Source organism: Streptomyces sp. SCSIO 30461, assembly GCF_037023745.1.
GTDB lineage: Bacteria > Actinomycetota > Actinomycetes > Streptomycetales > Streptomycetaceae > Streptomyces.
Map to the genome: position 1 here is coordinate 5306682 of NZ_CP146101.1, position 18439 is coordinate 5325120.

Consider the following 18439-nt stretch of genomic DNA (forward strand, 5'->3'; position numbering starts at 1 on the left):
GACGTCACCGGAACGGGATGTATGAGGCTTGTGTACGCCATCGGCACCAGGACGCCCGCCCGGAAGCCCGGCACCGCCTTGGGGCGGCGGCTGGCAAGGGGGCTCGCCGTCATCGGCCTGGCCTTCGCCGCCCTGCTCACGGGCGGCACAACGCCCGCCACGGCCCATCCACTCGGGAACTTCACGGTCAACCACTTCGACGGACTGGTATTCCACGCGGACGAGCTGACGGTCGACCATGTCGAGGACCTGGCGGAGATCCCCACCGCCAGGGTGCGGCCGAAGGACATGCCGGCCTCCGGGCTCTCCGCGTGGGCGCGGGAGCGCTGCGCTGATGCGGCCCGCACAGCGCGACTGCTCATCGACGGCCGCTCGGTGCCACTCAGGCCGGGCCCGTCCAGGGCCGAAATACGCCCAGGTCAGGCCGGATTGCCCACTCTTCGACTGGAGTGTGGGATGACCGCTCCGCTGCCCGCACGGGCGACGGACGTGGTCTTCCGGGCCTCGGCAGCGGACACTCCGGGCTGGCGCGAGATCACCGCACGGGGCGACAGCAGGACCCTGGACTCGTCGTCCGTACCCCGGGACTCCGTATCGCACCGGCTCTCCCGCTACCCGGACGGGCTGCTGGACTCACCGCCGAACCACACGGCCGCCGAGGTCACCGCGGTGCCGGGTGGGCCCACGCTGGCGGAGCGCGATGGGGAGTCCGCCGCACCCGCCTCGATCCTGCCGCGCGGTGTGGACCGCTGGACGCAGCAGTTGACCGGGCTGGTCGAACACCGTGAGCTCACCGTGCCGTTCGCGGCGCTCGCGCTGGCCATCGCCGTGGGACTGGGCGCTCTGCACGCGCTGGCGCCGGGACACGGAAAGACGCTGATGGCCGCGGCTGCGGCCGCGGGCGGCCGCAGCTCATTGCGCGACGTGCTCACGCTCGGGGCATCGGTGACCGTGACCCACACCCTCGGTGTCTTCGTCCTCGGCGCCCTCGTCGCCACGGGCGCCGCCGTCAGCCCGTCGGTGCTGGGGTGGCTGGGCATGACGAGTGGCTGCCTGGTGACGGTGGCGGGCGTACTGCTCGTACGCCGGGCATGGCGGCAGCACGCCGAGGGGCAGGGGCATACGCACGTCCACTGGGTGGGCGGACGGGCGTACAGCCACAGCCACAGCCACGACGGGGTACACGAGAACGCACCGCAGGGGCACGGCGACAGCCGCGCCCATGGCCACAGCCACAGCCACAGCCACAGCCACAGCCACAGCCACGATCACCTCCATCCGGGCGGCGGAGACCACGGCACTCATGAGCACTCCCCCGAGTCCGATCAGGCTCCGGCCCAGCCCCTGCGCCGGACCGTGCTGCTCGGCCTTGCCGGAGGCCTCGTCCCCAGCCCGTCCGCCGTCGTCGTGCTGGTCGGCGCAACCGCGCTCGGACACGCCTGGTTCGGGCTGCTGCTTGTCGTGGCGTACGGGGCGGGTCTCGCGCTCACCCTCACCGCCGCCGGTTTCGCCCTCGTACGGCTCGGCCACCGCGCGGCCGCATGGCTCGACCGGAGGCGCGCCACGAGCCGGACGAGCGGGCGGTTCATCGGCTTCGTCCAGCGCACGGCACCGCTCAGCACCGCACTGGCCGTATTCGTCCTCGGGTGTGGATTGGTGTTCAGGGGGGCCGCCGGAGCCATCAGTTGAGCTAACTTGGAAGGGTTTCCACCGTGGTGGCCGTTCTGCTGCGAATGGGGGGCTCGTCGTGAGCGAAGTGCCGGGCGGCGGTAGGAATGACGAGATCCTGGTCGCGGGCCGCTATCGCCTGCTCAGCCGACTCGGCGAAGGCGGCATGGGCGTCGTCTGGCGGGCACGCGACGAGACCCTGGGCCGAGAGGTGGCCGTCAAGGAGGTCCGGGCACCCACCGCGCTGGGCGCCGCGGACGTACAGCGGTTGTACGCCCGACTGGAGCGCGAGGGCTGGGCGGCCGCCCGCATCTCCCAGCACAATGTGGTCACGGTCTACGACGTGGCGATGCACGACGGACGCCCCTGGATCGTGATGGAGCTGATCCGAGGGCTCTCGCTCTCCGACGTGCTCGACACAGACGGCCCGATGGCTCCGCGGCGCGCTGCCCACATCGGCGCCGAGGTCCTCGCCGCGCTGTGCGCCGCGCATGAGGCCGGTGTGCTGCACCGCGACGTGAAACCGGGCAACGTACTGATCGCCAACGACGGGCGTGTGGTGCTCAGCGACTTCGGCATCGCCACGGTCGAGGGCACCACCAACCTGACGATGACCGGCGAGCTGGTCGGCTCGCCCGAGTACCTCGCGCCGGAGCGGGCGCTGGGGCGCACTCCGGGCCCCGCTTCCGATCTCTGGTCACTCGGCGTGCTGCTGTACGCGGCGGTGGAGGGCCGGTCGCCGTTCCGCCAGGACACAGCGCTGAGCACCATGCGTGCGGTGGTCGACGAGGAGCCGCCGCCACCGCGCAGGGCCGGCGCGCTCGCCGGGGTCATCGACGGGCTGCTGCGCAAGGACCCGGCTCAGCGGATGTCAGCCGCCGATGCGGAGCGGCAGTTGAGGGTGGTGGGAGCGGGCGGTGCGCCGCGCACCGACTCCACTCCCCCGCCACAATCGCGCGGGTACGCCACCACGGTCACTTCGGCCGTGCCGAGCCCGTCCTTCGACACGACGACCGCCGGTGCGGCGGCACCCACGGCACCGGTGGCGCCCGCGGGTGGATTCGGGCCGCCCACCCCGCCCGAAGGAACCACGCCGCCGCCATCGGGTCGGCCGCGGCGCGCGGTGATCACGCTGGTCGCAGGGGTCGTGGCACTACTGCTGTCGATCGGCGGACTGACATACGCGCTGGTACACGAAGGCGACGCGCGCGGTGCCGGGGGAAACGGCCTTACCGGTGGCGGAGGTTCGGAGAGCGGCGGGGCGACGGACGACGGCGGCTCCGGGGCCGCGGGGACGAGCGACGGCACGAGCGCAGGGCCGGACCCGGGCGGCAGCGACGCGCCCACACACGCCTCGAGCACGCCAGGGGCCACGAACGGCACGGCCGATGGCGGCGGCGCGCACACCTACCAGCCGACGCAGACCGTCCGGGTGTACGCCCGACCGGTGCGGGAGAGATATCAGGGCGCCTGCCCACCCTCCGACGCGGAGGCTCCCTCCTTCACTGCGACGGTCACCGTCGGCCGAACTCCGGCGACCGTCTCGTATCGCTGGGTGACCGAGAGCGGCCGGACCTCGGCCGACGGCTGGCAGACACTCACATTCCCGTCCGGTGGGGAGAAGTCGCAGGCGGTCCACCACACCGAGCTGACCTACGCCGAGGACGCGACCCACCACGACCGGATCCGGGTGGAGGTCCGGAATCCGGTCGAGGCATGGTCGAACTGGCTGGCGTTCTCGGTGACCTGCGAGCGGGGGGAGTCCCCGTCACCTTCCGGTGACACCGGCGACGCCACCGGCCCCGGTGCCGGCACCGGAGAGACGGACGGCGCGGGCCGCTCCGCCGAGTCCTCCCAGTGGACACGTCCGAGCGCTCCGGGCTATCCCGATGAGCCCGTCACACCGCCGACCTGAAGGCCGGCAGATAGCCGCCCGACTGCCCTGACGCGGTCGGGTGGTATGACTCGGTGATGTTCAGCCAGTTGACGCTGTGAAGCCAGGCGGCACTGGAGCAGATCTCGTGACCGGTGAACCCCGGCACGACATCGGAGAAGGTGAAGCCGTGGTCGGCGGCTCGTTTGGCGATGGCCGCGTTGAGGTAGTCGGCGCCGCCGTTGATCGCGGTGCGTTCGCCCTCGGTGAGGCCGGTGAGGCAACTGCCGCCCAGTTTGTAGAGGCGGGGATAGCCGAGCACGACGACATGCGCCGCCGATGCCCTGGATCTGATCGCCGAGTACACCGAGTCGAGCCGCCCCGGCAGGGTGCTGTCGACATAGCGCTTGGCTTCTTCGATGCGGGCGACACAGGCGCTCTCGGACTGGAGCACACAGGTGATCACGACGTTGGCGAAGCCCGCGTCGTTTCCACCGATGGTGATCGACACAAGGTCGGTCGCCGAGGTGACGGGCCCGAGCTGGCTGGCGATCACATCACTCGTTCGAGCACCTGAGCAAGCCGTGAAGGCGAACGACGAGGGCGAGTTGGCCGCTGCCCAGAGCGCCGGGTAGGCCCGGTTGGTGCGCAGGCAGTCGCCGCTTGAGCTGATGTACGCACCGGCGCCGAGACCCGAGGAGTACGAGTCCCCGAGAGCCACGTAGTCCAGTGCTGCCGCGTTCTGCGCAGCCTGTGCCTGGCCCGCGCCGGTGAAGGCCAGGACAGCGCCCAGGAGGAGTGAGGAGGAGTATGCCGCGAATCGGGACAGTTTCATGGAACCTCCCTTTACCAGGAGTTCTGTCCCAACTGTCGTAGCACTGCGCACACTTCGCTGGAAGTGTACACGTCAAGAATGGTCCAGGTTCGGCACAACCTCCCTGACGATCCATCAGTGCACTCAGACGATCGAATGAGACTCGCCATCACAAACACCCCATCGATCGCATCAATTACCCCACTTCTCCCTTTTACCGAAATACGTAAACAGCTTGCACATTTCAACCCGGGAGGGAAAAAGAAGCAAAAAAGTGAGACCTTGTTCCAGGTCTTGTCATACAGTCTTATTCATCAATACCGTCGTACATCCACCCGCAACGGACCATCATGCAACGCGACTCCTGGGGAGGGGCTCGTCATCGTCGCAACGGTCCGCGGCGGGGCGCGGTAGGGGGGTGCCGTGATCGACCGTGCGCTCAGGCGCGCGCCGGCTCACGGGCCGCGCGGAAAGCATTGCCAGCTCACCCGGCGTGCACGGAGTCCGATGCCGTCATGCCCTGAGTGAGAACCCCCCTTTCGAACCGGACACTCCAGCCGGACCGCCCGGGGGCGGGCGGTCCACCGGACGAGAGGGAAACCGAGTCATGAGTTCGATCCTGCGCCCGGCACCACATGAGACCGGCGCCGCGGCACCCGCGGCGGCCGGGACCGCCGCCACGCTGAACCGCGACTGCGCCGACTACCGTCCCATCTCCACTCATCTCGCGATCACTCCGCCGGTCAGCGTCGTGATCCCCGCCATGAACGAGGCGGAGAACCTTCCGCACGTCTTCGAGACGCTTCCCGACTGGATCCACGAAGTCGTCCTGGTCGACGGCAATTCCACGGACGGCACGGTGGACGTGGCCAGACGGCTGTGGCCCGCGGTGAAGGTCGTCAAGCAGGCGGGCAAGGGCAAGGGTGACGCGCTCATCAGCGGGTTCGCCGCCTGCACCGGCGACATCATCGTGATGGTCGACGCCGACGGCTCGGCCCATGGCCAGGAGATCGTCAGCTATGTCTCGGCCCTTGTCGGCGGAGCCGACTTCGCCAAGGGTTCCCGCTTCGCCAACGGCGGGGGAACCGACGACATGACCCCCATCCGACGGCTCGGCAACCACGTCCTGTGCGCCGTGGTGAACGCCAAGTTCGGCGCCCGCTACACCGATCTTTGCTACGGATACAACGCCTTCTGGCGGCACTGCCTCGACCGGATCGGCCTGGACTGCACCGGCTTCGAGATCGAGACCCTGATGAACATCCGGGTCGTCAAAGCCGGACTTCGGGTCCAGGAGGTACCCAGCCACGAGTACGTACGCATCCACGGCGTCAGCAACCTCAGCGCGGTGCGCGACGGGCTGCGCGTGCTCAGGGTGATCCTGCGGGAGAAGGGCGCGGCGCGGCGCTCCGGGCGGCGCCGTACCCCGCCGCTCTCCCTCAAGGCCTCCGGGGGTGGGGTCTCTTGAGCGAGCGGACGTTCTCGGTGGTGATCTGCGCCTACACCGAGGACCGCTGGGAGGACATCCTGGCCGCGGTCGCCTCGGTCCGCGAGCAGTCGTTCTCCGCCCTGGAGACGCTGGTCGTGGTCGACCACAACCCGGCGCTGCTGGAGCGGCTCACCAAGGAGTTCACGGACGGCGACGACGGGGTGCGGGTGCTCGCCAATGCAGGCCCCCGCGGTCTCTCCTCCGGGCGCAACACCGGAATCGCCGTCTCACGCGGTGAGTTCGTCGCCTTCCTCGACGACGACGCGGTGGCCGACCCCGACTGGCTGCGCCACTTCGCCGAGGCTTACGCCGATCCGCGTGTCATGGCGGTAGGTGGAAGGACCCTGCCCTCGTGGGCGTCGGGGCGGCGCCCCGACTGGTTCCCCGAGGAGTTCGACTGGGTGGTGGGCTGCACATACCGGGGCCTGCCACCCGGCCGGGTGCGGGTGCGCAACGTCCTCGGCGGAAACGCGTCCTTCCGCCGGACGGCCTTCGACGCGTCGGGCGGCTTCGCCACCGGAATCGGGCGGGACGGCGGCAGACGCCCCCTGGGCTGCGAGGAGACCGAACTCTGCATCCGGCTCAGCCGCGCCGTACCCCATGCTGTCCTGCTGATCGACGACCGGGCCGTCATCCACCACAAGGTCCCTGAGGGACGTGAGCGCTTCCGCTACTTCCGTACCCGGACGTATGCCGAAGGGCTGTCCAAGGCTCTGGTCGCCCGGAGCGTGGGCAGCGGCAGGGGTCTCGAGTCCGAACGCAGATACACCACCCGGGTCCTTCCGGCGGGCGTCGCGCGCGGGCTGCGCGACGCCCTGCTGGGCAGACGCGGCGGAGCCGGGCGGGCGGGCGCGATCGTGGCGGGTGCGGCCACCGCCGCGGCCGGTTATCTGTTCGCGGGCCTGCGCGGCCGTTCGGCGGTGGCGTTCTCGCACGGCCCGATTTCCGCGTACGCACCCGCCCGCCCGGAAGGCGAAGCACAGTGAACGAGGCCGTGCCGATCCTGATGTACCACGCCGTGAGCCATCGGCCCGCTCCGGCCGCCTTCGGCCTCTCGGTGGCTCCGGACGCGTTCGCCGAGCAGATGGCACTGCTGTCCGACCGGGGCTTCACCCCGCTCAACACGTCCCGGCTCGCCCGGGCATGGCGGCAGGGCGAGCGACTCCCGCCACGGCCCGTGCTGATCACCTTCGACGACGGCTACGAGGGCGTGCACCGGCACGCCCTCCCCGTACTGTCCCGGCACGGCTTCGCATCGACGCTGTTCGTCTCGACCGGGTGGCTGCGGGGCGAACACGATACGGGCGGCGCCCTGGACACCATGCTCTGCTGGGACCAGGTGCGGGAACTCGCCGCCTCCGGAACGGAGATCGGCGGGCACTCGCACACGCATCCCCAGCTCGACCAACTCGACAACGCAAAGCTGTGGCACGAGGCGGTGCACTGCCGACGGATCATCGCCGGCGAGCTCGGCACAGCCCCTCTCTCGTTCGCGTACCCGTACGGCTACTCCAGCAGCCGGGTGCGCCGGGGCGTGCGCTCGGCGGGCTTCACACAGGCGCTCGCGGTGGGCAACACCCTGGCCCGCCGCCGGCAGGGACCGTTTGCGTTGGAACGGGTGACGGTGCGGAGGACCACAGGCATCGAGGAGTTCGAGCGGCTGGTCGAGGGGCGGGCCCTCATGCGCGACTTCGCCCGTGACCGGACCCTGACCAAGGGCTACGCGCTCGTCCGCAGGGCACGCGGCGGAGTGCGGCTGCTGCGCCCCGCACGCGATTCCCCTCAACCCCGGGGAGGTTGTCCGTAGCCGCGGGACCGCCTCATTGTGCGGCCGAGGTCCGGGCCGCAGTCCCCGGTCGACCGGCGTGCGGCGGCGGACGCGGTGCACCGCGGTGCGGTGGGGGTCCCGCCGCCGACAGGGAGAGTCGTCCTCATACGCGGGCATATGAGGACGACTCGGCAACGCGGCGAGATGTGCTCGTCAGTTCCCGTACGCCGCCCGCAGTGCTTCCTCCACCGCGGACGCGGCATCGGCTCGGGTCAACCCGAGGCGGCGGACCTCATCCGCGTAGGTCTGCGCGGCCGCCGCCGCATGGCGTTCGGCCGCGGCGCCGGCAGCGGCGATGAAGGTGCCGTGACGGCCGCGGGTCTCGATCACGCCGTCGCCTTCCAGAGCTCGATAGGCCTTGGCGACGGTGTTCGGGGCGAGGCCCAGCTCCTCGGCGAGGCCGCGGACGGTGGGGAGTTTGTAGCCGACGGGCAGCGCGCCCGAGCGGGCCTGCTCGGAGATCTGGGCGCGGAGTTGTTCATAGGGTGCGGCGGAGCCGGCTTCGATGACGAGGTGCAAGGTCACCGGGTGATTGTCCCCCATCCTCTCGCCCGGGCGGCGGAAAATGGGAGGCGCCTGCCATCACCCGCTGCCTAGCGTGGCAGCCATGACAGTGATTGTGCGTGATCTCCGCCTGGACGACCCACGGGACACCGAGGGCTTCGCGCGGGTCCGGCGGGCGGCGGTGCCCTTCATGCTGGCCACCGCCGAGTCCGTGGCCTTCGTCGTCACCCGGGCCCATCCCGAATCCCGCTGGCGCCTGCTGGTGGCGGAGGAGGACGGCGAGATCATCGGCACGGCACAGGTGCACACCGATCATGAGAGCGTCGAGCCCGGTGTGGGACAGGCCAACGTCTATGTGCACCCGGAGCGTCAGGGCCGTGGCGCGGGGTCGCTGATCGTGGACACCGCCGAGCGGCATCTGGCGGACGGAGGCGTCACGACGGCCTACACCTGGGTGTTCGACGAACCCGCCAATCGCGCCTTCGCGGAGCGGCGCGGCTACCGCCCGAGCCGCTCGGCCCACTTCCTCAGGCTCGAACTCGCGGGCGGCACCCTGCCACCGCTTCAGCAGCCGCCCGAGGGTGTGGAGATCGTTCCCGCCACGGCCTTCGAGGACGACCCCAGGCCGCTGTACGAGCTGGACGCCGAGACCACGGCGGACGAGCCGGGTGACGTGGATGTGGAGTTCTCCGACTACGGCCACTGGCTGGCGACGACCTGGGGCCACCCGCTGCTGGACCGCGAGCTGACGTCCGTGGCGGTGGCCGACGGCCGTCCGGTCGCGTTCACCGCGGCGTACACCGATGGTTCGACCCGCTACTCCACGGCGATGACGGGCACCGCTCGCGCCTACCGCGGCCGGGGCCTGGCGAAGCTCGCCAAGAACGACTCGCTGCACCGAGCCCGGGCCGCCGGACTCACGGAGGCGTTCACCGGCAATGACACGGGCAACGGACCGATGCTGGCGATCAACACCTGGTTCGGCTATCGGATCTGTGCCACGGAGGTGCGCTATGTCCGCGAGCTCGGGTGACCGGGCCGCTGCCGCAGCGGTGGAGGTCGTGCTCGTCAAGGCGGGACGTACCAAGATCCGCTATTCGGCCCGGCTGGTCTCGGACGACGGATCCCGGGTCACCGTCCGTGCGCTCTGGGCCGGGGAGAGCGCACGGGACTTCGGCTTCGTCCGATTCGAGCCAGGTGATGTGTTCACGGAGCACTACTGGCGCGACCGCTGGTATGCCGTGAAGGAAGTACGGGCGGGCGGTGGGGAGCTCAAGGGCTGGTACTGCGACATCACGAGGCCCGTGGTCCTGGCGGAACAGGCGGCGGCCACCGAGGTGATCTCGGAGGACCTGGATCTGGATCTCTGGGTCTCGGCGGACAGCCGGCTGGTCATCCGCCTGGACGAGGACGAGTTCGCCGCGAGCGGCCTCGACCGGACGGACCCTCCTGCGGCCAGGGAAGCCGTCCGGGCGCTGGACGCTCTGGAACGACTCGCCCTGGAGGGGCGGTTCATGTCGCTGTTCGAGTGACGGGAAGCGGCAGGGCCCGGTCGGGTGTGTCCGGATCGTATGCGACCGGGTCACCGTCCTCGTGCCAGTGGAGGACGAAACGCTCACCGGCGCAATAGGCGTCGAGCCCGGCCCGGCAGTAGGCGACGATGTCGTGCGGCAGCGAGTCCAGCGGATACCAGTCCAGGCCGGAGCACTTGTGCGGCTCGCGGTTGTACGGCTCACCGCCCTTGCCGTACTCGGCCTCGAAGAACCAGCCGGTGCGGGGTGGGGCACCGGGTCCCCGGTGCTGCATCACCAGGGCCACCCGCAGATCGTCCCGTCCGAGCCGCACGCCGATCTCCTCGGCTGCCTCGCGCACCATGGCCTCGCACACGTCCTCCCCGTCTTCGACATGTCCGGAGGGCGCGTGCCACAACCCGTCGGCGTATCCGGTCCCGGACCTTCGGGCGAGCAGCACCTCGTCGTCCTTGCGGAGGATGAGGTGCACATCGACCACCTCCCGGTGCCGCGTGGGCGGCGCCACCCATGCCACCACCGCGTAGCGCTCGTCGTCGACGGGCCCGCCCCACAGCGCGGGTTCCGCCGAGAGCCTCTCCAACTCGGTATGGAGGGTGAGCGGTGCGAGGGCCGTGGTCAGCCGCCGCGCGGGCAGTCCAAAGCCGTTCCACACCCCTTCCACGAGCACCAGCCGGCCCCCCGGCCGCAGTAGTGCGGCCCAGTCGCCCAGCGCGACCTCGGGGTCGGACAGCGTCCACAGCACATGGCGGACCAGCACCACATCGAAGCGCCGCTCACCCACCGGTGGCCGCTCGGCTGAACCCGTCAGCACCTCCGCGCCGGTGCCCGCGAGTTTGGCCCGGGCGGCCTCGGTCATCCGGGGCGAGAGGTCCACAGCCGTCACCCGGTGCCCCTGCTCGGCGGCGAGCAGCGCGAGACTGCCGGTACCGCAGCCGAGGTCGAGCACATCGGATGGCTGATCGGGCAGCCAACCTGCCATCCGTGCCGCCCAGGCGGCGCGCACTGCGGGGTCGCGCAGCCCGTGGTCGGGCTCTTCGTCGAAAGTGGCTGCCGCAGCGTCCCAGTCGATCGTCGTCATGCGTCCGATGGTGGCAGCCACCACTGACACCGACGATGGCGAGCGGGTTCCCCTGGTGATGGCTCCGCCGTTGACCGCCGTCCGGCAGCGTTGGGAAGCCGTCCGTCCGGTGCCGGGGCGGGAGGTTCCGACCCCGGCACCGGACGGCTCGTTGCGCCCGGACCGGGCGCAACCGGCTCAGCCGCCCAGTTCCCCTGCGGCCTTCTTGATGTCCGCGGCGAAGGTGCTCACCTCGGTATGGACGCCGGGCTTGCCCGGTCGGGTACGTCCCTCGCCCCAGCTGACGATGCCGACCTGTGTCCAGGCCCCGGCCTCGTCCTTGCGGAACATGGGGCCGCCGGAGTCACCCTGGCAGGTGTCGACGCCGCCGGCGTCCAGCAGTCCGGCGCAGATCTCCTCGCCGGGGGTGAGCTGGTCACCGTACGCCGACTGGCACGCCGCGTCCTCGATGAACGGCACCTTGGCCTTGAGAAGGTACCGCTGCTGGGAGCCGCCTTCTGACCATCGGGCCCAGGTCGCCGCGCGGGGTCGGCTCGGGGGCTGCGGTGGCGGCGCCGGACTGGAGGCTGAGGGCGGCGAGAGCGACGGCACCGATCGCGGTGGTCGACCTGAGGTGCTTCAGGAAGGTGGTCAAGAGACTTCCTCTCGTGGGGGATGAGCGCCACGAGCCCAATCGGCCGGTGCCGGTACCCGGCGACGGGTACCGACACCGGCCGGTTTCCGATGGCGTCGTTCAGTCGAAGACCGAAGCGCAGGTGGTGCGGGTGGCATGCGCGGGATCGAGTGCGTTGGTCACCTCGTGGTAGGCGACCCGGTCCCACAAGCCGATCGCCACATGCTCCGAGAGGTCGATGGCGCAGAGGTCCTGGAGTGTCACGTTCTTGACGCCGGGTCCGCTCAGGAAAGCCGAACGGTAGGGCGTGACCACTTCGTCGTACTTGGTGGCGATGACGGTGTACTGCACGCCGGGGACCGTGTCCCCGCCCTCGTTGAGCTTGGTGAGGAAGGCCGATCCGGCGATCTGGTCGGCAAGGGCCGGGGTGGCGGTGTTCAGCAGATGGGCCGCGCCGGGGAAGTACTTGAGCAGTCCGGCGAGCCCGTGCAACGTGGTGCCGTGGTTGTCGGGGGCGAGGCCGATGAGCGCGTTCACCTTGTCGGCGCCGCCCAGGAACTTCAGGTAGTAGCGCGGCATCATGCCGCCCTGGGAGTGCCCGACGACATCGACCTCGGCTGCACCGGTCGCGGCGAGCACCTCGTCGACGTACGCGTCCAGTTGCTCAGCGGATTTGTCGATGGGGCCGAGTCCGTGAAAGAGCGGGACACCGGGCAGTTGACCGTAGTCGAGCGAGAAGACGCAGTAGCCGCGGTGGACCAGGTACGGCGCGAGGGCGAGCCAGTTGTCCCAGGAGTTCCCGAAGGTGCCGTGGACGAGGACGACCGGGCGGGGGTGGGCGGACGAGGGCTTGCAGGAGTAGTCGTTCCAGCCACGGGTGGGGGCGGCGGCGGGGGCGGCGCTCGCAGTGGCTGCGGGGGTGAAGCCGATGGCGGCTGCCAGCACGAGGGCGGCGAGCGGTCTGAGGGCGCGTTTCCAGGACAGCATCGAGCGATCTCCTTGCGGCTCAAGGGAAATGGCGATGACTGGGGATGTGGGGATTTCCCTGCGGCCCGGACCACAAGTGAGGGCTGTACTTCAGACAACGTACGCACGAGTAACCAGAACTGGGAAGTTACGCGTCGGTAAAAACTATCGCCTCGTCAAAATGCTCTCTGACAGGGCAGATGCGGACGACCACCGGGCAGCCCTCCCGGTGGTCGTCCGATGGTGTTCTTGACGGCCCTGAGCCGGTGCGGAGCCGGGCCTGGCCGAGTCCTACTCCTCTGGATCCCTGCCTCCTGCCTCCCAGAGCTCCGCGAAGCGCTTCACACGCCGCGCCACACGCTCCTCCCGCAGGTCCAGGGTGGTCTTGGAGTTCATCCCCCGGAGATCGGGCTCGACTTCATAGGACAGGGAGTCGTCGAACACGATGAAGTCGTTCGTCGTGTCGATCCCGGCCTCCGGCGGCAGCTGGGACAGCGCGAGTACGCGTACGTCGATCCCCAGGCTCTTCTGGCGCGCCACCAGTTGTTCGAGCGCGCGGTCGATCTGGTCAGGGGTGTTCACGATGAACAGGCGGCGGATGCGCACTCCTCGGCCGCGGATGGCGTCACGCTGCTCCCTGAGATAGCGCTGCCCCAGCTCACTGGGCCAGAAGTGATGGTCCACCGAGGTGCTGGTGGCGTCGATCGTGCCACTCGCGCACTGGGTCAGGGTGACGATCCAGTCGTGGTCCTCACCGTCGTAGTCGGTGTGCTTCTGGTTGAGGTTGGCCATCAGGGTGGCGAGGCGGTTGATCTCGGCCTGGGCGAAGGCCCGGACGATCGAGGGACCGTCGGAACTCACCGATGTCGCGTTGCGCACAAGCCGATTCACGCCGTCGGTACGCAGCGCGGACCCCTCGACCAGTCCGAAAAGCTCCGTCGCCTGGTTGATCTTGGCGAATCCCTCGGCGACCAGCTCCTTCATCTCGGCGTTGTGGACGATCAGACCGGACTCCACGGCACCCAGCCGCCGCTCGAAGTCGATCATGTACTGAATGATCATGGCAGCCCCGCCGAGGAAGATGGAAGCCGTCAGCTTCCACACCTCGGGCTGGTCCGTGGCGTTCGTCAGAGCGTAGGTGAATCCGCCGATCACCACGGTGATCAGGGTCTTCAGCAGGAACGGTGGTATACCACCGCCCTGCGGGCGCCCTAAGGGGTCCGATGTTCCGCGCGCTGTCGTCGATGCGTTCACTTCGGTCTACTCCCCCGGTTCGGGTCGCGCGTGCCCACACTCCAGCGGCGTGCCAACGTGTCTCAGCGTGCCGTCAGGGCCTCGCGCAGCAACGGAATGGCTTGCAGAGCCAACTGGTCCCTGATGCGCTGGACCAGCGTTTGCCACTGCCGGGTGAATCCCGGCTCCCTTTCGAGCACCTCCCAGAGCGGGCCAAGAGCCCTGTCCACACGTGCTTTGGGCATCCACAGATGGAGCAGATGATCGACCGCCGGCCGCAGCGCCATCACGGCGCCGTGCCCGTCCACCGACCCGAGCCGACTGCGCTCGACCATCCTGACGAGGGTCGTGAGCAGCCAGTCGTGCAGGGCGAGGTCCTCGCAGAGCCCCGCGATCGCGGCCGGCTCCGTGTCCTCGGGCACTCGCAGTTCCACGGTCCGCAGCCCCTCCGTGGCCAGGGTGAAACGCTCGATTGACGGAGTCCTTCCAGGAGCGCCGGACGGCAACGCGGTCCAGCGCAGCCGGGTCCGGCCGGACTTGAAGGGCGGTGACTGGTCGAGCAGGGGGTGGCGCATGACATTCCCCAGGAGCTGTTCCGCGATCGTGCCGAGGTCCAGCTCCCCGGGACGCTGCTGGCCCGTCAGGAACGCCTCGGCGACGCCCCGTTCCGGGAGCCGCCCCAGTGGTTCGAGCACCCCGGGCCTGACCAGGTAGTGATCCCAGGGCTGCCGCTGCTCGGGCCCCTTGGCGGGGGCACGGAAGTACGCGGTGGTCTGGAGCACCCTGCCTTCGGTGAGCACGGCGTGCGCGGCGACCGTGCCCACCACGCGCACCTTGGCGCCGGACGCCGTGGCCAACCGGCAGTCCACTCCGGTGAGGACGTCGGGCGAGACCGCGTGCAGGTTGGGGCGCTCGGAGACCCGTACGCGCTCGTCCGCCCGGAGCCGTAGCAGTTCCAGGGCACCGGCCGCGGGCAGCGACTGGTGGGTCCTGAGCAGACCGGTGCGGATCTCGCCGCAGACCAGCGCGGGCTTCCTGGGCGCCTCCTCGGGTCCGCCCATGTCAGGGGCCCGGGTAGAAGACGTATCCGGCCCGGTCCGCGACACCGTCGGGCACCGACACCCCCTCGCGGGCTGAGCGCTCGGCGATCTGGCCGAATGCGACCGGGTCCACCTCGACCTGCCCCAGGATGACCCGCACGGCGTGCTCCACGGGTAGGAAGCGGGACGGCAGCACGGAGTAGGTGCGGTAGGCGCAGAAGGGCGCGGCGGACACGTTGAGCTGGATCAGCGGCGGCAGATCGTCCCAACTGTGCGGGAAGTCCTTGCCGGGCCAGGACTTGGGGCGCAGCACCGGTTCGCCCCGGTAGCGCAGCAGTCCCATCCTGGTCAGCTGCCAGACGGCGGCGAGGAAGGGGCAGGACCAGGTGCGGCGCTGGTCGAGGTCGTCCCAGAGCTCGACGTCCATGAAGACCGAGTGGCGCCGGGCCGCGGTCTCGCTGGGCGGGCGCCACGACGGCACGTTGGCCATGGCTTCCAGGGATTCCACCCCCGGAGTACGTTCGCCGTTGGCGAGCCAGCCTATCTCCCTGACCGGGGGGCGGGAGCCGTCACTGCCCGGCGGGGGCGACTCGACCAGCCGGTGTTCCACCACTTCGGCGATGCCGATGCCGTCGGCCACCGCGCAGCCGGATTCCCGGGCCAGGTAGTCGATGGTCAGCCCATGGCGTTCTGCCTCGGCCAGCAGCACGGGTACGAGCTCCGCCGGGGTGGAGAATCGGGTGAAGTAGTCGTCGATGAGGAAGCAGGTACTCACCCGGGCCCGCTTGCCGGTTCCGGCCGCCATTCCGCGCACCGCGTCGGCCCAGGGCCGTACCTGCGAGAAGTGCTCGCTCAGCCTCTCGGGACCCGCTTCGAAGTCCTCCATGTACAGGTGGCCCAGTTCCAGGGAGACATGGGACAGCGGTACGGACTGGGTACGGGGCTCCGCGGTGGTCTCGCGGAAGACGGTATCGCTCACTGCTGCCCCCAGGACTCTTCGTCGATGAGCTTCGCGGCGAGTTCCTCCAGCGCCTGCCAGGTCTCCATGTTGGCGATCCGGCTGGCCAGCACGTCCTCGTCGGTGATCAGCTGCTCGCGCCACTGGAGCACGGGCTCCAGCGGGACCGAGCCGAGCACCTTGGTGAAGCCGATGTCGAGATCACCGGCGAGTTCGTTGAGGTCCTGGTCGCACATGCGCATCCAGGCGGACTGGGCGGGCGGCACCTGGGACCACAGGGGTGACTCGGGGTCGGGGACCGCAGCCCGTACGAAGCGGATGGCGCCACGCAGTTGCTCCTCGTCATGCCCGCGAGCGACTCCTCCCGAGACGATCCCTCGCTGGCCGAAGACCAGGCCTGCGGCGGCGATGACATGCTGCCTGGTCCAGCGGTGGTAGACCAACCATCGAGCCTTGACCTTGCGCATCTGGGAGGTGGCGTCCAGGGCCATGTCCACGGCGTAGCTGCGCCCGGCGCTGAGGTCCACCACGACCAGGTCGTACTCGCTGTTCAGGGTGAGGAAGAGGTCGATGCAGCGGCGCAGCACGTCCTTGGTGACGGCGAACTCCCCGCCGCTGAGATCGCCCGGCAGCAGGGTGAGGTCGCCGGAACCGGTGGGTCGGTGGCGCAGTACGTCATGCTCGGTCTCGGCCCATACGTCGATCCGCACCGGCTCGGGGATCTTGCCCGTGAGGTAGGAGTGGAGCCCACCGTGCTCGATTCCCCGCAGGGCGGTGGGGACGTCGAAGACGGCCGCGGCGGTGGGTGATCCGAAGTCGAAGTCGAGGTAGCAGACATTGTCCCCGGCGATGGCGCGCCGGTAGGCGAGATTGGCACTGGTGACGGAGCGGCCGGTGCCTCCCTTGTCGGAGGCCGCGAAGACGAGCACCGTTCACACTCCTCTGGAAGCGGTGTGCCTGGCCAGCGCCAGGGTGTCCAGCTGGCCGAGTACCTCGATGGTCAACGCGTAGGCCGTGCCCGGCTGTTCTTCGATGATCTCGCGGGCCCGCCGCAGTTTGACCTCGATGCCCTTCAGTGTGATGCCTCGGGAGCCTTCGGCGACCGAAGTCGGTTCCAGCTGTTCGCTGCCGAGGAGGTGGGTGGCTTCGCTGAGCAGATCACCGGCGAGTACGGAGAGGTCGGCGCTGCGGATCGGCGACTGGGTGTAGAGCTGGCGCGCGGCGACCATGCACTCGGTGACACGCTCGGTGATGTTCCAGGAGAGCGGCCCGATGCGCTCCGGTGAATCGGGGTAGACGGAGCGGACGTTGTCCCAGAGACCTGCGCCTTCTCCGACCCGCAGCCGACGCTGCCACACATGGTCGAAGATACGTTCACCCAGCCGTAGCAGGCGGTCGTGCGAGGACACGTTCCGGGACAGGGCGCACAACTGGATGGTGCGCTTGAGCAGCTGCGCGGAGAAGTCGGTCATGTTCCACTGCATGGGCGGCCCGAGGGTCTCGCTGCCTTGCAGGGGCAGTTCGATGCCGGGGTTGTGGAGCGTGATCGCCCGGTCCCGCTGGGTCATCCGGCTGGTGACGCGGCCCCGCTCGGCGAGGCGTTCCATGATCGTGACGGTGCGGGTCAGGTCGTCGTCCGTGGCGCGCCTGCGGATCAGGTCGTACACGAGGATGGCGGCCACACAGAGCGAGAAGTACTCCGATTCCAGCCGCTGTCCCGTGGTGCGCCAGGGGATGTCCTCCAGCGGCCAGGGGCCTTCTCCGAAGCGGGCGATGGCCGACCAGTACTGCTGAGTGATCTCCCACCGCAGTCTCAGGGCCTCGGCGAGCCGCTGCTGTTCCTGGTTGAGCAGGCCGAGGGTGAGGGTGCGCTCGGAGAAGAGGTCCTGGATGCCGTCGAGGGCGACCACGGTGAAGTAGAGGTACGGGATGGGCTTGGCGACACCCGAGGGCTGCGGGCCGATCGGCTCGCTGGTGTCCACGACGGGCGCATCCTGCACCAGGCCCCATGCCCAGCCGCACTCGAAGAGCTGGTTCTCGTCGTTGAGGCCGTCGGCGATGTCGACACCGAGCACGAACTGGTCGCGCAGGACGGCGCGCAGGGACTTGAAGCGGCGCTGGAACTGCTGGATGACGATCCGGTCCGAGACCTGGTCCTGACCGATGAGCCGGCAGAGTGTGCGGCCCTGTGGAGCGTCGGCGTCGAAGACATTGATGGTGAAGGAGCGCAGCAGGCTGACCATCGCGGCGGTGAGCCGTGCCTCGGTGGCCGATCTGAGTTCATCGGCGAGCGCCCGCACTTCGGCACGCCGGGGTTTACTGAGGTAGACCTTGAGGAAGCCGAGGGTGGCGAGGGACAGCGTGATCGACATGGAGAAGGAGTCGACTACTCCCAACTCCCTTTGTTCTTTGGTGAGTTCACGCTCGGCATCACCGGACGCATAGTAGTGGCCACCCGCGAAACTGGGTTGCTTGTCACCCGATGTGTGGGTGCGCATGAATTCCACGAGCGCCGTCAGGAGCTTTCCGGGGATCTCCAGTCGGCCGCCGACGTCCTTGAGCGCGTCCTGTACGTCGCGGTCCGTTGTGTCCGGATCATCCAGGCGGAACGCCGGGATCTCGGTAGCGGGATACATCAGGCAGAGCAGGCGCTCGGCGTCCGCGACACTGCTGCGCCCACCCCATTCACCCCAGTCCCATTCACCGTCCTGGAACGAGTGGCGCGCAATGGCCCGCCAGATATCGAGCAGTTGCTGGCGTGGCTTGATCTGCATCCCCCATACCCCTCGTACTGACGCCCTGCAGCGTGAAGTAAGTCATTCGCCCGTCAGGATCGATGTCAT

At 69.4% G+C, this 18439-nt stretch carries 16 protein-coding genes and 1 pseudogene; 7 read left to right on the forward strand and 10 right to left on the reverse strand.

The window, feature by feature from the left end; translation table 11 throughout:
• Positions 1 to 21: 21 nt before the first annotated feature.
• Positions 22 to 1689, forward strand: a complete 1668-nt coding sequence (locus V1460_RS23750) for a hypothetical protein (protein WP_338675637.1) — start codon at positions 22 to 24, stop codon at positions 1687 to 1689.
• Between the two features lie 58 nt (positions 1690 to 1747).
• Positions 1748 to 3583 (forward strand): serine/threonine-protein kinase, encoded by a 1836-nt coding sequence (locus V1460_RS23755; protein ID WP_338675638.1) that lies wholly within the window; start codon positions 1748 to 1750, stop codon positions 3581 to 3583.
• On the opposite strand, the gene V1460_RS23760 is transcribed toward V1460_RS23755, so the two are convergent.
• On the reverse strand, positions 3567 to 4376 hold the full coding sequence (locus V1460_RS23760; protein WP_338675639.1) for an SGNH/GDSL hydrolase family protein: 810 nt from the start codon (positions 4374 to 4376) through the stop codon (positions 3567 to 3569). The two genes, V1460_RS23755 and V1460_RS23760, sit on opposite strands and share 17 nt — an antisense overlap.
• Positions 4377 to 4962: 586 nt before the next feature.
• Between V1460_RS23760 and V1460_RS23765 the strand changes: the two genes are divergently transcribed.
• The 3 genes from V1460_RS23765 to V1460_RS23775 are packed head-to-tail and all read left to right on the forward strand — an operon-like array spanning position 4963 to position 7651.
• Complete coding sequence (locus tag V1460_RS23765) at positions 4963 to 5823, forward strand: glycosyltransferase family 2 protein (RefSeq protein WP_338675640.1); 861 nt, start codon at positions 4963 to 4965, stop codon at positions 5821 to 5823.
• Complete coding sequence (locus V1460_RS23770) at positions 5820 to 6830, forward strand: glycosyltransferase family 2 protein (RefSeq protein WP_338675641.1); 1011 nt, start codon at positions 5820 to 5822, stop codon at positions 6828 to 6830. Before V1460_RS23765 ends, V1460_RS23770 begins: the two co-directional genes overlap by 4 nt.
• Positions 6831 to 6850: 20 nt before the next feature.
• Positions 6851 to 7651, forward strand: coding sequence for a polysaccharide deacetylase family protein (locus V1460_RS23775; RefSeq protein ID WP_338678175.1), 801 nt, complete (start codon positions 6851 to 6853; stop codon positions 7649 to 7651).
• Between the two features lie 174 nt (positions 7652 to 7825).
• Here V1460_RS23775 and V1460_RS23780 read toward each other — a convergent pair whose 3' ends face one another.
• The gene (locus tag V1460_RS23780) at positions 7826 to 8197 is read right to left on the reverse strand and encodes a GntR family transcriptional regulator (protein ID WP_338675642.1); all 372 of its coding nucleotides are present in this window, start codon (positions 8195 to 8197) and stop codon (positions 7826 to 7828) included.
• 82 nt (positions 8198 to 8279) lie between these two features.
• On the opposite strand from V1460_RS23780, the gene V1460_RS23785 reads away from it, so the two are divergent.
• Together V1460_RS23785 and V1460_RS23790 are read left to right on the forward strand one after the other, a co-directional pair.
• Positions 8280 to 9209 (forward strand): GNAT family N-acetyltransferase, encoded by a 930-nt coding sequence (locus V1460_RS23785; protein WP_338675643.1) that lies wholly within the window; start codon positions 8280 to 8282, stop codon positions 9207 to 9209.
• Complete coding sequence (locus tag V1460_RS23790; protein WP_338675644.1) at positions 9190 to 9708, forward strand: DUF402 domain-containing protein; 519 nt, start codon at positions 9190 to 9192, stop codon at positions 9706 to 9708. Before V1460_RS23785 ends, V1460_RS23790 begins: the two co-directional genes overlap by 20 nt.
• On the opposite strand, the pseudogene V1460_RS23795 reads toward V1460_RS23790, so the two are convergent.
• From V1460_RS23795 to V1460_RS23830, 8 genes and pseudogenes are all read right to left on the reverse strand, one after another.
• Positions 9692 to 10786, reverse strand: a pseudogene (locus tag V1460_RS23795) (methyltransferase domain-containing protein); the annotation flags it as partial. The gene V1460_RS23790 and the pseudogene V1460_RS23795 sit on opposite strands and share 17 nt — an antisense overlap.
• A 177-nt stretch (positions 10787 to 10963) precedes the next feature.
• Positions 10964 to 11377 carry a S1 family peptidase gene (locus V1460_RS23800; protein WP_407077512.1) on the reverse strand — a complete coding sequence of 138 codons (414 nt, stop codon included), beginning with the start codon at positions 11375 to 11377 and terminating at the stop codon, positions 10964 to 10966.
• Between the two features lie 142 nt (positions 11378 to 11519).
• On the reverse strand, positions 11520 to 12386 hold the full coding sequence (locus tag V1460_RS23805) for an alpha/beta fold hydrolase (RefSeq protein WP_338675646.1): 867 nt from the start codon (positions 12384 to 12386) through the stop codon (positions 11520 to 11522).
• Between the two features lie 270 nt (positions 12387 to 12656).
• On the reverse strand, positions 12657 to 13619 hold the full coding sequence (locus tag V1460_RS23810) for a DUF6879 family protein (protein ID WP_338675647.1): 963 nt from the start codon (positions 13617 to 13619) through the stop codon (positions 12657 to 12659).
• A 62-nt stretch (positions 13620 to 13681) separates the two neighbouring features.
• Positions 13682 to 14659 carry an SCO2521 family protein gene (locus V1460_RS23815; RefSeq protein ID WP_338675648.1) on the reverse strand — a complete coding sequence of 326 codons (978 nt, stop codon included), beginning with the start codon at positions 14657 to 14659 and terminating at the stop codon, positions 13682 to 13684.
• Between the two features lies 1 nt (position 14660).
• Positions 14661 to 15617, reverse strand: a complete 957-nt coding sequence (locus V1460_RS23820; RefSeq protein ID WP_338675649.1) for an SCO2522 family protein — start codon at positions 15615 to 15617, stop codon at positions 14661 to 14663.
• A complete protein-coding gene (locus V1460_RS23825; RefSeq protein ID WP_338675650.1) occupies positions 15614 to 16525 on the reverse strand; it encodes an SCO2523 family variant P-loop protein in 912 nt (303 codons plus the stop codon). Before V1460_RS23825 ends, V1460_RS23820 begins: the two co-directional genes overlap by 4 nt.
• A gap of 3 nt (positions 16526 to 16528) precedes the next feature.
• A complete protein-coding gene (locus V1460_RS23830; protein ID WP_338675651.1) occupies positions 16529 to 18370 on the reverse strand; it encodes an SCO2524 family protein in 1842 nt (613 codons plus the stop codon).
• Between the last annotated feature and the right edge of the window lie 69 nt (positions 18371 to 18439).